The sequence below is a fragment of the Pseudonocardia sp. genome, assembly GCF_050250275.1.
GTDB lineage: Bacteria > Actinomycetota > Actinomycetes > Mycobacteriales > Pseudonocardiaceae > Pseudonocardia.
In genome coordinates this window covers 53,814-67,705 of sequence record NZ_JBFWOY010000019.1, presented here as the reverse complement: position 1 = coordinate 67,705, position 13,892 = coordinate 53,814, and the positions used below count along the sequence as shown (strand labels likewise).

At 73.5% G+C, this 13,892-nt stretch carries 14 protein-coding genes; 5 read left to right on the top strand and 9 right to left on the bottom strand.

What is annotated here, in order from left to right; translation table 11 throughout:
• Positions 1-58: 58 nt before the first annotated feature.
• On the top strand, positions 59-1,417 hold the full coding sequence (locus AB7F12_RS18150; protein WP_428497485.1) for a LytTR family transcriptional regulator DNA-binding domain-containing protein: 1,359 nt from the start codon (positions 59-61) through the stop codon (positions 1,415-1,417).
• A gap of 6 nt (positions 1,418-1,423) precedes the next feature.
• Here AB7F12_RS18150 and AB7F12_RS18145 read toward each other — a convergent pair whose 3' ends face one another.
• Entirely contained in the window at positions 1,424-2,746 is a 1,323-nt protein-coding gene (locus AB7F12_RS18145) for an acyl-CoA dehydrogenase family protein (RefSeq protein ID WP_428497486.1), read from the bottom strand.
• Positions 2,747-2,883: 137 nt separating this feature from the next.
• The gene (locus AB7F12_RS18140) at positions 2,884-4,062 is read right to left on the bottom strand and encodes an MFS transporter (RefSeq protein ID WP_428497487.1); all 1,179 of its coding nucleotides are present in this window, start codon (positions 4,060-4,062) and stop codon (positions 2,884-2,886) included.
• 245 nt (positions 4,063-4,307) lie between these two features.
• Here AB7F12_RS18140 and AB7F12_RS18135 point away from each other — a divergent pair, with 245 nt between their 5' ends.
• Together AB7F12_RS18135 and AB7F12_RS18130 are read left to right on the top strand one after the other, a co-directional pair.
• On the top strand, positions 4,308-5,579 hold the full coding sequence (locus AB7F12_RS18135; RefSeq protein WP_428497488.1) for a M23 family metallopeptidase: 1,272 nt from the start codon (positions 4,308-4,310) through the stop codon (positions 5,577-5,579).
• A 23-nt stretch (positions 5,580-5,602) separates the two neighbouring features.
• Positions 5,603-6,145 carry a DUF1707 SHOCT-like domain-containing protein gene (locus tag AB7F12_RS18130; RefSeq protein ID WP_428497489.1) on the top strand — a complete coding sequence of 181 codons (543 nt, stop codon included), beginning with the start codon at positions 5,603-5,605 and terminating at the stop codon, positions 6,143-6,145.
• Here AB7F12_RS18130 and AB7F12_RS18125 read toward each other — a convergent pair whose 3' ends face one another.
• Both AB7F12_RS18125 and AB7F12_RS18120 read right to left on the bottom strand, forming a co-directional pair.
• Entirely contained in the window at positions 6,146-6,439 is a 294-nt protein-coding gene (locus tag AB7F12_RS18125; protein ID WP_428497490.1) for a hypothetical protein, read from the bottom strand. It abuts the gene before it with no gap.
• Positions 6,440-6,630: 191 nt separating this feature from the next.
• Complete coding sequence (locus tag AB7F12_RS18120) at positions 6,631-6,930, bottom strand: hypothetical protein (protein WP_428497491.1); 300 nt, start codon at positions 6,928-6,930, stop codon at positions 6,631-6,633.
• A 213-nt stretch (positions 6,931-7,143) separates the two neighbouring features.
• Here AB7F12_RS18120 and AB7F12_RS18115 point away from each other — a divergent pair, with 213 nt between their 5' ends.
• A complete protein-coding gene (locus tag AB7F12_RS18115; RefSeq protein ID WP_428497492.1) occupies positions 7,144-7,683 on the top strand; it encodes a DUF1707 SHOCT-like domain-containing protein in 540 nt (179 codons plus the stop codon).
• Positions 7,684-7,689: 6 nt separating this feature from the next.
• Here the strand turns inward: AB7F12_RS18115 and AB7F12_RS18110 are convergent, their stop codons facing one another.
• Complete coding sequence (locus tag AB7F12_RS18110) at positions 7,690-8,607, bottom strand: LysR family transcriptional regulator (protein WP_428497493.1); 918 nt, start codon at positions 8,605-8,607, stop codon at positions 7,690-7,692.
• A 119-nt stretch (positions 8,608-8,726) separates the two neighbouring features.
• On the opposite strand from AB7F12_RS18110, the gene AB7F12_RS18105 reads away from it, so the two are divergent.
• Positions 8,727-9,797: a tartrate dehydrogenase gene (locus tag AB7F12_RS18105; RefSeq protein ID WP_428497494.1), complete on the top strand. Its 1,071-nt coding sequence runs from the start codon at positions 8,727-8,729 to the stop codon at positions 9,795-9,797.
• Positions 9,798-9,836: 39 nt separating this feature from the next.
• Here the strand turns inward: AB7F12_RS18105 and AB7F12_RS18100 are convergent, their stop codons facing one another.
• From AB7F12_RS18100 to AB7F12_RS18085, 4 genes are all read right to left on the bottom strand, one after another.
• Complete coding sequence (locus tag AB7F12_RS18100; RefSeq protein WP_428497495.1) at positions 9,837-10,658, bottom strand: YhjD/YihY/BrkB family envelope integrity protein; 822 nt, start codon at positions 10,656-10,658, stop codon at positions 9,837-9,839.
• A complete protein-coding gene (locus AB7F12_RS18095; RefSeq protein ID WP_428497496.1) occupies positions 10,639-11,790 on the bottom strand; it encodes an AI-2E family transporter in 1,152 nt (383 codons plus the stop codon). The genes AB7F12_RS18100 and AB7F12_RS18095 overlap by 20 nt, the downstream gene beginning before the upstream one ends.
• A gap of 99 nt (positions 11,791-11,889) precedes the next feature.
• The gene (locus AB7F12_RS18090; protein ID WP_428497497.1) at positions 11,890-12,507 is read right to left on the bottom strand and encodes a dihydrofolate reductase family protein; all 618 of its coding nucleotides are present in this window, start codon (positions 12,505-12,507) and stop codon (positions 11,890-11,892) included.
• An 85-nt stretch (positions 12,508-12,592) separates the two neighbouring features.
• Positions 12,593-13,711 carry an NAD(P)/FAD-dependent oxidoreductase gene (locus AB7F12_RS18085; protein WP_428497498.1) on the bottom strand — a complete coding sequence of 373 codons (1,119 nt, stop codon included), beginning with the start codon at positions 13,709-13,711 and terminating at the stop codon, positions 12,593-12,595.
• Positions 13,712-13,892: the final 181 nt, after the last annotated feature.

The following is a 13,892-nucleotide window of genomic DNA, read 5'->3' as shown; positions in this document are numbered from 1 at the left end:
GGGCGGGTGAGTGTGGATCGGAGCGGGCCGGTCCGCTACTCGGCCGCGGGGAGGCGTCATGGGCCGAGCCGGGACGATCGACGTCCGCGCCACGCGTGCCGCCTGGGAGCGGTTCGCCGAGGGGGACGACGACGTGCGCGGCGTCGACCCCACGATCCTCGCGTCCTGGTACCGCTGCCGCGATGTGCACAACGTCGACCCACGCCACCACCGGCCCGCCGACGACGCCCCCCGCACCCCGGCCGGCGTCGACGCCGGGGTGTTCGCGCGGCTCGGGTGCATCGCCGCCACCGTGGCCGACCGCGACGACCGCCTGCTCGCCACCGTCACCGACGGTGCCGGGCACATCGTCGCCTGGTGGGGCAGCACCGCCGCGCGTCGCCGCGGGGAGCGCGCCCAGCTCGCGCCGTCGTTCGGGTGGGCCGAGCACGCGTCGGGCACCAACGGGATGGGCACGGCGCTCGTGGAGGCCGAGCCCGTCTCGGTGCAGGGGCCCGAGCACTGGTGCGAGGCGCTGCACGCGTGGAGCTGCGCGGGTGTCGCCGTGCGCGACGAGGTCAGCCGGGCCGCCGTCGCCACCCTGAACGTGGCGGCGTGGTGCGGCGGGGTCCCGGTCCTGCCCGCTGCGGCGCGCGCGGAGCTCGCCGCGATCCGCGCCGAGCTGCGCGAGCGCGCGATGCGCGACGGCGCCGTGCTGGCCGGGGCGCTCGTCGACGGGACCGGCCCGGGCACCCCGCTGCTCGCCGTCGACACCGCAGGCGGCGTCGTCGCCGCGACCCCGGCGGCGCGGCGGCGGTTCCCGGACGTCCCGGTCGGGGTGGCGGTCGACCCCGCCGAACGCTGGCGCCCGGCCGGTGACACGCTGCGGCCCGCGGTGACGGCCGTGGCGGTGGCCGCGCGCGCCGACGCCCACTGGACCGGCACCGCCGAGCTCGGCTCCCGCCTGGGCGGGGTGCCGGAGCTGCTGCGGCTGACCCCGGTCGACGCCGGCGGCCGGATGGTGGGGCTGCTCGTCGCCCCGGCCGGCGACGAGGTCGACGAGGTGTCGGTCGTGGCCGGGCAGCCGCCGGGGCCGCCCGTGCCCGACCGGGTCGCCGCGGTCCGCGACGGCCGGATGCTGCTGCTCGCGCCCGCCGAGATCCGGTTCGCCGAGGCCGATGGCCATGCCGTCTGGCTGGCCACCGACATCGGCAGGGTGCGGGCGGTGACCCGCGGCATCGACCGCGTCGCCGCCCAGCTCGCGCCGTTCGGGTTCGCCCGCATCCATCGCAGCTACCTCGTCAACGTCGCCCGCATCCGGGAGGTCAACGACAGCGGCCGTGGTGCGCTGACCGTCAGCACGCAGCTCACCCGCAACGAGCGGATCCCGGTCTCCCGGCGCAACGCCCTGGTGCTCCGGGAGACCTTCGGACTCTGAGGACGGTCAGGCCACCGGCGCGGCGACCGTGTCGATGGTCTCCATGTCCTTGCCGAACGGCACGAACTCGTCGTCCATCAGGGCGCGCGGGTTGAACGACGGGTGCGCCATGATCCCGTGCACGCGGCGGCGCTGCATGCCGAAGTTGCCGCCGTCGTAGACCGGCAGGATCGCCGCCTCCCGCAGGTGCTTCTCGAACTCGTGCTTGCGGTCGACGCTGTTGACGCCCACGACCTGCAGGCACTTGTAGACGGCGTCGAAGAGCAGCTCGGTGCAGAACGTCTTGTTCATCGCGCCGATGAGCTCGCCGTGGTAGTCGTGCTGGTCGATGTAGTGCGCGGCCTTCCAGCAGAAGTACCGGCAGGCCTCGATCTTCGCGGCGACGTCGCCGAGCACGTAGCCGACGTACTGGTGGTGGATGATCGGGTGCGGGCCGCCCGCGGTGAACGTCTTGGCCCACGACAGCGCCGCCTCGTACGCCGCGCGCGCGACACCGACGGCCGCGATCCCGGCGACCGGCCCGGACCAGGCGAAGTTGCGGTTGATCAGCAGGTCGCCGTTGCCCTTCGTGCCCTCGACGATGTTCTCGACGGGGACCCGCGCGTTGTCGAAGATGATCTCGGAGTTGGGCGTGAGCCGGTGGCCGACGGTGTCGATCGTCGAGAACGTGACGCCGGGGGTGCCCCGGTCGACCATGATCGCGGAGAGGCCCTCGGTGCCGCCCTTCTCCGGGGCGGTGCGGACGACGTAGAGGCTGGTGTTGGCGCCCTTGCCGTCCCAGCCGCCGACGTTGCAGGGCCAGTACTTGCGGCCGTTGATGACGTAGGCGTCACCGTCGAGGCGGGCGGTGACGCCCATGCCGGCGGGCTGGGGGAGCGGGGTGTCGAAGTTCGCGGTGCCGCCGGGGCTGCCGGGCGGCTCGCTCGCGCCGTAGCCGACGATCCACTCGCCCGTGGGATCCGACGTCGCCGCGCCGAGCACCTCGGACTTCTGCTTCTGGGTGCCCCAGTACCAGATGGGCAGGAGCCCGAGACCGTTGACGAGGACGGTGCAGGCGAAGCCGGGGTCGACCGCGCAGATCTCCTCCGCGGCGATGATCAGGTCGACGTTGGACAGCCCGCCGCCGCCGTACTCCTTGGGGATCATGCAGAACGCGATGCCCGCCTTGTACGCCTCTACGTAGGCGGGTTTGGTGCGCTGGAAGGCCTTCAACGGGTCGGGCTCGCGGTCGGCCTCCCGCACGATCGGGGAGAGCACGCCCTCGGCGAAGTCGCGGGCGTCGTGCTGGAGCTGCTTCTGGTCGCTGGTCAGGGTGAAGTCGATCGCCATGCCGGCCTCCTCGGGTGTCCGCCCGGGCAGTCTCGGGCCGCTCCGACGCCCCCGGAAGCGGTCGTGCACGAGCGGTGCCGCGCCGCGCACGACCGGTCACCGCCGGGGCACGAGCCGTCGGACGGACGGGTCCGCGGCTAGACGGTGCTGCCGGGCGCCGCGACCAGCGGGCCGCGGCGCCCGACCGCCCACACCGTCAGCGCGAACGCGCTCGCCACCGCTCCCGCGACCGAGATCGCCGTCCAGCCACCCACCGACCACAGCAGCGTCGCCGCCGCCGACCCGATCGCCCCACCGACGAACGTGCCCGCCACCAGCGCGGTGTTGATCCGGCTCCGCGCCTCGTGGGAGATCGCGAACACCCGCGTCTGGTTGAGGATGTTCTGCGCCTGGATCGCGACGTCCACCAGCACGACGACGACCAGCACCAGCACCAGCGAGTGGCCGGTGAACGCCGAGGCCACGAACGTGGCCAGCGCCAGTGCCCACGCGACGCCGCTGGCGGGCAGCGACCAGCCGCGGTCGTGCAGCCGCCCCGCACGCTGCGCCGCCAACGCTCCCGCCAGCCCCGCGAGGCCGACGAGCCCGATCACCGTCACCGGCAGGCGGAACGGGGGGCCGCTGAGCAGGAACGTCAGTGCCGTCCAGAACATCGAGAACACACCGAACCCCGTCGCGGCGATGACGAGGGTCCAGCGCAGCACCCGCTCGTGCAGGACCGCGCGACCCACCGAGGCGATCAACGCCGGGTACGCCAGCCGCGTCTTCGGCTCCAGCCGCGGGATCGCCCGGAACAGCAGCACCGCCAGCACGGCGGTCAGCACCGCCGCCGCGGCGAAGATCGCCCGCCAGCCCGCCACTCCCGCCACCAGGCCGCTGACGGTGCGCGACACCAGGATTCCCGTCAGCATCCCGGAGACCACGGTCCCGACGACGCGCCCGCGCTCTTCCGGACCCGACAGGTCGCCGGCCAACGGCGCCAGGATCTGGCCCGCGACCGTCGTGACCCCGAGCAGCGCGATCGCGGCCAGCAGGAACCCCATCGACGGGGCCGCCGCGCACGCCACCAGCGTGGCTGTCGCGCACAGCATCATCAACGGCACCAGCCGTCGCCGGTCCAGGACGTCGCCCAGCGGGACGATCAGCAGGATGCCCGCCGCGTAGCCGATCTGGGTCGCCGTCACCAACCAGCCCGCGAGCGCCGTCGGGGAGTGCAGGTCGTCGGCGATGAAGCCCAGCAACGGCTGTACCCAGTACAGGTTGCCGACCGCCACCCCGCCCGCCACCGCGAACAGGAACGTCAGCCCCCGCGACATCACTGCCGGCCCGTCGGGACGGGGGTGCCGCTCACGCGGCGGTGCACGACGACGTCACCCGACGATCCTGCGCCGACCACCGTCGGAACGCCTCGTGGGCTGCGGCACACGCTCCGGAGCCGGCCGGCGGCCGGGCCTGGACCAGGCGGGTCGTCCCTGCGGAGATCCGCGCGGACGTCTTCCCGCCCGGGGCACCGGGACCTACGCTCGCCCCGGGGCCGGGGAGTCCCCTCGGGAGGCACGTCATGCCGGCTCGTCACCGTCTGGCCCGTTCGCTCGTCGCGCTGCTCGCCGCCCCGCTCGTCGTCGCGGCGTGCTCCGGGGCGCCCGCGGTCTCCCCGTCCGCCCCGCCGTCCGCCCCGCCGTCGGTTCCCGCGGGTGGGATCGACCCGTCGACCGCGTTCACCCCGGTGTCCGCGACGACGCTGACCACCCCTGCGCCCGTCACCGGCACCGACGGCAGGACCCACCTGGCCTACGAGCTGCTGCTCACCAACGCGAGCCCGGCGCCGCTGCGGCTGGACAAGATCGACGTCCTCGACGCCGGCAACCGGAGTGTGCTGCTCTCGATGAGCGGCGCGACGCTCGCCGCGTCCAGCAACCTGATCAGCGGCGACGCCGGGGACGAGGGCACCGCCGAACCCACTGCCAGCGGCACCCCGATCCCCGCCTCGGCCACCGCGATGGTGTGGCTCGACGTCGCCGTCGACGGCGCCCCGCCCGCCGCGCTCACCCACCACGTCGACGCCACCATGACCACGCCCGCCGGCGACCGGGCGTCGGAGTCCACGGTCGGCCGGATCGACGTCAGCACGGCCACCGCTCCCGTGCTCGGCCCGGTCATGGCCGGCGGGCCGTGGTACGCCAGCGACGGCTGCTGCGTCGACGACACCCACCACCGCCGCGGCCTCGCCCCCATCAACGGCACGCTGCTGGTCCCGCAGCGTTTCGCGATCGACTGGTACCTGCTCGACGACCAGCACCGCGCATGGGTGGGCGACCCCAGCAAGCTGACCAGCTACTACGCCTACGACAAGCCGGCTCTTGCCGCGGCCGACGGTGTCGTCGTCGACGCGACCGACGGCTTCGCCGAGACCACCTCGGCCCCCAACCCGCCGCCGCTGCCGCCGATCAAGGAGACCGTCGGCAACCACGTGACCGTCATGATCGCGCCGGGTGTCCATCTGCTCTACGCGCATTTCAAGACCGGCACCGTCGCGGTGAAGACCGGGCAGCCGGTCAAGCGCGGCGACGTCCTCGGCCACATCGGCAGCTCGGGCAACTCCACGGCACCACATCTGCACTTCCAGGTGATGACCGAACCGACGTTCTTCCCGACCGACAGCACCCCCTTCGCGTTCGAGTGCTTCACCGTCGACGGGCAGGTCACCGAACGGATCTGGGACGACGTCCTGGGCCTGCAGCCCGACCCCGTCCTGCCCTACACGGCATCGGCCGACAGCAGCCGGCGCCAGGGGCAGATGCCGTTGGACCGCAACGTCATCACTTTCTGCTAGCACCGCCTCGGTACGGTGGGGGCGTGGAAGACGACATTGCGCCGCGGCACCTGCGCGTCTCCCACGCCGAACGCGAACACATCGCCGGCCTGCTCGCCGCGCACGTCGAGGCCGGCCGGCTGAGCCCCGACGAGTACGAGACCCGCAGCGGCGCCGCCGCCGTCGCCGTCACCCGGGCCGACCTCAACCGGCTCCTGCTCGACCTGCCCGGCGCCGAGGCCGTCCGCTCGCGGGAGATCCTCGTGTGGACCGACAAGCGCGGCGACCTCAAACGCGGCGGCGACTGGCTGGTCCCGGCGCGGATCGTCGTGCGGTCGCACTTCGGCGACGTCAAGCTCGACCTGCGCGAGGCCCGCTTCATGACACCGCTCGTCACGCTCGAGGTGGACATCTGGATCGGCGACGTCGACCTGCGGCTGCCGCCCGGTGGCAGCGTCGACGTGGACGAGGTCCGTACCCACGTCGGGCACGTGACGAACAAGATCACTCCGGCAGCGCACCGGGGTGACCCGCACGTGGTCGTGCGCGGCCGTCTCCACGTCGGGGACATCAGGACCCGTTACTGATCAACGGTCGGCGGGGAACGTGCCGGTGAACGACGGGGCCGGCGGGAACCCGGCCTCGTCCAGCGGGCGGCGCCCCGTCCGGTGGTCGTGCAGCGAGCTGTCGAGCAGCAACAGGACCGCGGCCGACAGGAGCAGGCCGACCGCCACGGCGAGGTGGACGGTCGCGGCGCACACGATCGCGACGCCCGCGCCGACGAGCAGCGCCGCCAGCCGGAGACCGGGGTGCCGGCGCGCCGGCTCCGGCGGCCCGCCCTGGGTGCCGGTGGTGACGGGGGGCGTGACGGTGGCGTTCACGATGCGATCTCCTCGCTGGTCCGGGGGTCTTTCCCGATGGCTCCACGGTCGCGCCGATCCGGGTTCGGCGGCGTCCGCCCGCCGGTGGGTGCGGGGGATGACGTCGGTGTCCGTCGATCGGAGGACAGGGGCGGACATGCCTCGGGCCCGGCACGAGGCCGGGCCCGGAGAGGCGGTGCGGTGCGGGGGTGTCAGTGGCAGAGCGGGAGGTGCCCGGCCATCGGGGCCGACGGGCGGAACTGCTCCATCCGCAGCGGGCGCGGCCCCGAGCGGTGACCCTGCACGAGGGCGCCGAGGGCGAGGAGGAGCGCGGCGAGCATCAGGAACGAGACGGCGGCGGCGGTGTGCACGCTCGTCCCGAGCGCGATGGCGAGGCCGGCGCCGACCAGGAGTGCGACGGCCCGCGCGGCGTGCTGGCCCGCGGTCCGGGACGAGGACCCGCTGCGGTTGATGGGGGCGAAGGGGTTGGTGGGGGTGAAGGGCGCGTCCATGATCCGGTCTCCGATCGGTGTGACCCGGGGCTGCTTCCCCGATGTCCCAAGGGTCGTCCCGATGGCGCGCCGGCACTGTCGGGCCGGCGGGCGATGCGCCGGAGGATGCCGTCGTCCACCGATCGGTGGAGGTCTGGGCGGGGGCGTCCCCGATGCCGGGGTCAGGGTCGTTCCCGGATGTGGCGGTGCGCCGGCGTTCGTAGCGTTCATGTCATGACGGACGAGATCGCACCCCAGGACCTGCGTGTCTCCCACGAGGAGCGCGAGCACGTGACGAAGCTGCTGGCGGCCCACTTCTCGGAGGGCCGGCTGACCGTGGACGAGTACGGGGAGCGGACCGGCGCCGCCGCGGAGGCGGTGACCCGGGCCGACCTGAACCGGCTCCTGATCGACCTTCCCGGCGCCGAGGGCGCCCGGGCCCGCGAGGTGCTGGAGCTGTCCAACACCGCGGGCGACCTGACGCGCGGCGGGGAGTGGACGGTGCCGCCGAAGATCGTGGTGCGCAGCAGGTTCGGCAACGCGAACCTCGACTTCCGGGCCGCCCGGTTCACCACTCCGGTCGTCACGGTGGAGACGGACATCCTCGTCGGCAACGTGGAGCTCCGGCTCCCGGAGGGGGCCACCGTGGACCTCGACGACGTGCAGGTCACGGTGGGCAGCGTGGTCGACCGGATCGGGCCGACGGCGGAGCGGGGGATGCCGCACGTGGTGGTGCGTGGCGGGACGTGGATGGGCAACGTCCGGGTGCGCTGACCGGGGTCAGCCGGCGGTCGCGTCGCCGAGCCGCCGGTGGAGCTCGTCGGCGAGGTGGTCGAGCGCGGCGGCGGCGCGGCGGGACAGGTGCCGGCCCGCGGGGTACATGGCGACGACGTCGGCGCTCGGGGTGGGGACCTCGTGCAGGACGCGGACGAGGACGCCGTCGCGCAGCAGGGGGCCGACGTGCCAGAGCGAGCGCATGAGCAGCCCGTGCCCGTCGACGCACCAGCGGGTGGCGACGTCGCCGTCGTTGGTGATCATCGTGCCGGGGACGCGGAGGGTGGTCTCGGCGTCGTCGTCGCCGAACCGCCACACGGTGTGGTCGGTGTCGATCTCGCGGATGACGATGCAGTGGTGGTCGGCGATGTCGGTGAGGCGGTGGGGGGCGCCGTGCTCGGCGACGTAGCGCGGCGAGGCGCAGACGACGCGGCGGTTGGGGAGCAGTGTCCGGGTCCGCAGGGACGAGTCGTCGCGGTGACCGACGCGGACGGCGACGTCGAACGGGCTGCCGGCGACGTGCAGCGGCAGGTGTGAGAGTTCGAGCTCGACGGAGACGCCGGGGTGGGCGGCGGCGAAGGCGCCGAGGGCGGGGGCGACGTGGGCGCGGCCGAGTCCCATGGTGGCGTGGACGGCGACACGGCCGCGCAGGGCTCCGCGGCGGCGGCCGACGTCCTCCTCGAGGTCGCTGATGAGGGGGAGCAGCCGGGCGGCGCCGGCGGCGTAGCGGTCGCCTTCCTCGGTGAGGCTGAGCCGTCGGGTGCTGCGCCGCACGAGCTGGGCGCCGAGGCGTCGTTCGAGGTGGGCGAGGCGCTTGCTGACGGCCGAGGTCGAGACGCCCCAGCGGCGCGCGGCCTCGGTGAGGGTCCCGGCGGTGGCGATCCCGTCGAAGAACTCCAGATCGTCGAGGTCGGGGAGGTCCACCTCGGCCCACCCTTCTTTCGTTCAGCGCAACGGTCTTGGCGTGAATCGCGCCTGGAACGGCGACTTTGTGCCGCCTAGGCTACAGACGGCAGGGTTGCTGATCCAAGAAGGGGACGTTCGTGACGAAGCACCGCATCGCTGTGATCCCGGGTGACGGCATCGGCAAGGAGGTCGTGCCGGAGGGCGCCCGGGTCCTGCGGGCCGCGGCCGCGAAGTTCGGCTTCGACGTCGAGCTGGCCGACTTCGACTTCGCGTCCGCCGACTACTACTCCCAGCACGGCACGATGCTTCCCGACGACTGGTTCGAGACCCTGCGCGGCTTCGACGCGATCTTCTTCGGCGCCGTCGGCTGGCCGGACGTCGTCCCGGACCACGTGTCGCTGTGGGGCAGCCTGCTGCAGTTCCGGCGCCGCTTCGACCAGTACGTCAACCTGCGTCCGGTCAAGCTGCTGGCGGGCGTGCGCAGCCCGCTGGCCGACCGCGAGCCGGGCGAGGTCGACTTCCTCGTCGTCCGCGAGAACACCGAGGGCGAGTACTCCAGCGTCGGCGGCAAGATGTTCGAGGGCACCGACCGCGAGACCGTGCTGCAGGAGACCGTGATGACGCGCGTCGGCGTCGACCGGATCCTGAAGTACGCCTTCGACCTCGCGCAGGCCCGCCCGGCCCGGCACCTCACCTCGGCCACGAAGAGCAACGGCATCTCGATCACCATGCCGTACTGGGACGAGCGCGTCGTCGAGGCGGCCGCCGGCTACCCCGACGTGCGGGTGGACAAGTACCACATCGACATCCTGACGGCGCAGTTCGTGATGAACCCCGACCGTTTCGACGTCGTCGTGGCCAGCAACCTGTTCGGCGACATCCTGTCCGACCTCGGACCGGCCTGCACCGGCACCATCGGGATCGCACCCAGCGGCAACATCAACCCGGAACGCACCTACCCGAGCCTGTTCGAGCCCGTGCACGGCTCGGCGCCCGACATCGCGGGCAAGGGGATCGCCAACCCCGTCGGCCAGATCTGGTGCGTCTCGATGATGCTCGAGCACCTGGGCGAGACCGCGGCGGCCGCGGCGGTGATGGGCGCGATCGAGACGGTCCTGGGCCGCGGCGGCGACATCCTCACCCCGGACATGGGCGGCACCGGGACGACCTCCGCGTTGGGTGAGGCGGTGGCCGCGGAGCTCACCTGACGACGACCCGGCACCGTCCGGGCCGACCCGGGCGCGGCGTCATGCCGGGTCCTCGGCGTCGTCGACGGTGCGGGCCGGGTGCGCCAGCTCCGCGCCCAGCACCGCCGACACGACGAGCAGCAACCCGAGCACGACCAGCCACGACAGCAGCACGGTCGCCACACCGAGCAGCCCGAGGCGTTCCGCGGCCCGGGACGCCGCCGCCGGCACGACGAACCCGGACGCCGTCACGAGCAGTGCCTGACCGATCCCGGTGACGACCGCCCCCGGCAGCAGCGCCCGCCAGCCGACCCGCCCCCGCAGCAGCACGAACTGGATGGGCCACCACAGGATCAGCGCGGTCACGGCGTAGACCACCAGCGCCAGGACGGGGCTGCCCACCAGCCAGGCCAGCAGTGGCGCGAGCAGTACCAGCACCGCCAGCTCGAGGACGAGCGCCGCCGACGCCGCCACGCTGCGCCCGTAGCCGCGGATACCGGTCGGCGGGAGGTCCCACGCGGCGGTGTAGGCCCGCTGCAACGAGCGCACGAACCCGAGGACCGAGACCACGAGCAGCGCCCAGCCCAGCGCCGTCAGGGAGCGGTCGCCGGAGGCCTGGTCGACGAGGTCGCCGACGGTGCCGGCGGCCGAGCGGGAGAAGCCCAGGCTGCTCGCCAGTTCCGCCAGCCCGCCCGGTCCGCCGAGCCCCTCGGAGAGCACCAGCACCGCCGGGACGAGCGCCACGAACGCCTGCGACGCCAGCGCGAGCGCCCGGTCGTAGCCGTCGACGGCGAGCATGCGGCGCCACACCCGGACCACCAGCCGGTCGCCGACGAGTGCGGTGAGACGCTCGACGATCCGGTCAACCGGGTGCGACGTCATCCCGCGGACCCTCGACGGCCTGCGGCGGGGCGTCGACCGCTGCGGGCGCCGGGTTCTTCGGTGGGCTGCCGCCGGTGAGCAGCCCCGACATCCACCGCGTCCCCGGGTCGGCGTCGACGAGCAACGCCTTGGCGAGCAACGTCAACGGGATCGCGAGCACCGCGCCGATCGGTCCGATGACGAAGGACCAGAACACCACCGACAGGAACGTCAACGTCAGCGACAGGTTCACCGAGTTGCTGACGTAGCGCGGCTGGATCACCGAGGCGAAGACGAAGTTGAGCACGCAGTACCCGATGATCACGAGGAGCATCAGCTCGGGCCCGCCCGCCAGCAGCCCGAGCAGCGCCGGCGGGACCAGCCCGATGATGAAGCCGATGTTCGGGATGTAGTTCGTGACGAACGCGAGCAGCGCCCACAGCAGGGGCAGCGGGACGCCGAGCAGCATGAGCAGAGCCCCGTCGAGAACCGCGATGATCAGGCCGAACACCGTCGACACGACGAGGTAGCTGCGGGTCCCACGGACGAACCCGTGGATCGCCAGCGCCATGTCCGACCGCGACTCCCCGGCCTCGTCCACCCGCCGGGAGAACGTCGCCGCGTCGATCCCCATGAAGACGACGACGAACACGATGAAGACCAGGTCGGTCAGGACGCCGACGAGGCCCGTCAGCAGACCGGTCACCAACCCGGCGAGCCGCCCGAAGTCGAACTGCGACAACACCGACTGCAGCTGCGCCTGGCCGACACCGAGCGTGCCGAGCCACCCGCGCAGGTCGTCGAGCAGGGCCGCGAACTGCCCCTGGTACGTCGGCAGGACGGTGGCGAGCTGCGCCACCGCGAGAGCCAGCGACAACGCCAGCCCGACGACGATCGCGAACGCCACGATCATCGTGATCAGGACCGCGAGCCATTGCGGCACACCGCGTCTGTGCAGGGCACCGGTGAGCGGGTGCACCCCGATCACGAGCACGAGCGCCAGGAGCACCGGCGCGACGACCCCCGAGAGCTCCTTGAGCGCCAGGACCGACACCAACAGCCCGGCCGTGCCCAGCACGACGACGAGCCCCCGCGGCAGCGCGGTCAGGGCGGCGACGCGGGGCGGTGAGTCGCCAGGTCCGGTGTCCGCCATCGCGTCCCCTCCGTGGGCGTGCAGGGCCGGCGGCGGCTGCCCCGGATGATCAGCGGCAGCGTGTCATCGACCGCCGCGGATGTCACGCCTCACCCGCCGTCAGGCGCGGGCCTCCGGGCCCACCGCGGCGACGTCGTCGTAGTCCGCGGCACCCGGTGCCGACGACGGCGCGTACCGCAGCCGCACGACGCCCGTCGGGAGGACCTCCGACGACAGCAGCCGCAGGTGCCTGCGCTCGTCGCCCTCGTCGAAGAGCCGCTTCCCCGCCCGTGCGGCGACCGGGTGCACCAGCAGTCGCAGCTCGTCGAGCAGCCCGGCGGCGAGGAGCTGGCGGACGACCGAGATCGAGCCGGCGACCAGTACCCGGCCCAGGGTGTCGTCGGCGCGCAGGGCCGCGACGGCGTCGAGCAGATCGCCGTCGACGAGCTCGGAGTTGCGCCACGTGAACTCCAGCGGCTGCCGGGACACGACGATCTTGCGCCGGTCCCCGAGCGATGCGGCGAACCCGGCGTCGGCACCGCCCGCGGCCTCTCGCTCGGGCCAGGCCCCGGCGAAGCTGTCGTAGGTCACCCGGCCCAGCAGCAGGGTGTCGGCGCCCTCGTAGTCCTCGGACACGGCGCGGCCCATGTTCTCGTCGAAGTAGGGGAAATGCCAGTCCGCGCCGATCTCGGCGACGCCGTCGAGGCTGATGAACAGGGTGGAGACGATCGTGGCCATGGTGGTTCCTCCGGGGTCGCAGCTGATGTCACCGATCCGACTGTCCCGATACGACCCCGACGACACCGGGAACTCATCGGCAGGCTCAGGCCGCGCTCGCCAGGCCGGGTGCGTCGAACCCCGCGACCGTGGCGAGATCGGCCCGCCGCACGAGGTCCTCGGCGCGCAGCAGACCCGGCAGCTCCTCGAGGGTCCAGTCGTATCCGGCGATCTTCTCGGCGACGTCGAGCAACGGGTACGCGAGGGCGTCGCGCCGGGCGGCGTAGGCGTCGAGGTCGTCCGCGACGACGGCGCGCACGAGCAGCTCGGCGTCGCGCAGCGCATCGGTGATGCCGTGCGCGGTGAGCGGGTCCTTGACGTTGGCGGCGTCGCCGACCAGCGCCCAGCCGGGGCCCGTCGCGCGGCGCAGGCACGCCACCATCCCGGGGAACCCACGCAGCGGCCCCGTCCGGGGGGCGGCGAACAGCGCAGCGGTGGTCGGCGCGACCCGGGCCACGGTGCGGGCGAACAGCCGGTCGAGCCCGACGTCGCGCTGTGCCCGGAACCGGCCGGCGGGCAGCGCGACCCAGACGCAGGCCAGGCCGCCGCCCGTCGGGATGATCCCGCCGGTCAGGCCCGGCCGGTAGAACAGCTCGTAGGAATGGCTGGTGAGCGGCCAGTAGCCGTAGACGACCGCGCTCGCCGCGCGCCCCCGGCGCAGCACGGGCGCGTCGACGAGGTGGGCGACGGTCGAGCGACGCCCGTCGGCGCCGATCACGAGCGGCGCCCGCACCTCGTACGCGGCACTCCCACGGCCGCGCGCAACCACGCCGACGACACGACCCCGGTCGCGGAGCACCCCGGTGACGTCCACACCGGACCTGACGGTGGCGCCCGCGTCCCGCGCGGCGTCGACGAGCAGCGGGTCGAGCACGGTCCGGCGGGGCGCGTGCAGCGGGCCCGGGAGGTCGACCGTGGACACGGTGTCGCCGAAGAAGTACCTGACCGACGTGATCGCCGGGGACGCCGCGGCGACAGCGTCCAGCAGGCCCCACCTGCGTAGCTGCAGGACGGCGCCCGGCAGCAGCGCGTGGGTGGACAGGGTGTCGCGGCCGGGGCGTTCCCGGTCGAGCAGCAGGACACGGGCGCCGGCCCGGGCCAGCAGCATCGCCGTCGCGGCGCCGGCACAGCGGGCGCCGACGACGACGGCGTCGTAGTCGTTCACGGGGACCTCCGGGTCAGGGGTCGGACTGGTGACGACGACGCTAGGAACGAGGCGCATCCGGGCTCGTCGGGAGCGACTCCCCATCTCGCGCTGCGGGTACCCCATCTCTGGATCGGTGCCCGGGGTGGTGCGAGGCTCGCGCCGTCACCCGTCGACGGACCGTCGGGGGCCATTGCGCAGG

Coding starts and splice junctions, on each gene's coding strand:
- AB7F12_RS18120 (WP_428497491.1), bottom strand. CDS start 6,930: ATGGACGCGCCCTTCACCCCCACCAACCCCTTCGCCCCCATCAACCGC.
- AB7F12_RS18145 (WP_428497486.1), bottom strand. CDS start 2,746: ATGGCGATCGACTTCACCCTGACCAGCGACCAGAAGCAGCTCCAGCAC.
- AB7F12_RS18095 (WP_428497496.1), bottom strand. CDS start 11,790: ATGGCGGACACCGGACCTGGCGACTCACCGCCCCGCGTCGCCGCCCTG.
- AB7F12_RS18115 (WP_428497492.1), top strand. CDS start 7,144: ATGACGGACGAGATCGCACCCCAGGACCTGCGTGTCTCCCACGAGGAG.
- AB7F12_RS18135 (WP_428497488.1), top strand. CDS start 4,308: ATGCCGGCTCGTCACCGTCTGGCCCGTTCGCTCGTCGCGCTGCTCGCC.
- AB7F12_RS18140 (WP_428497487.1), bottom strand. CDS start 4,062: ATGTCGCGGGGGCTGACGTTCCTGTTCGCGGTGGCGGGCGGGGTGGCG.
- AB7F12_RS18090 (WP_428497497.1), bottom strand. CDS start 12,507: ATGGCCACGATCGTCTCCACCCTGTTCATCAGCCTCGACGGCGTCGCC.
- AB7F12_RS18150 (WP_428497485.1), top strand. CDS start 59: ATGGGCCGAGCCGGGACGATCGACGTCCGCGCCACGCGTGCCGCCTGG.
- AB7F12_RS18100 (WP_428497495.1), bottom strand. CDS start 10,658: ATGACGTCGCACCCGGTTGACCGGATCGTCGAGCGTCTCACCGCACTC.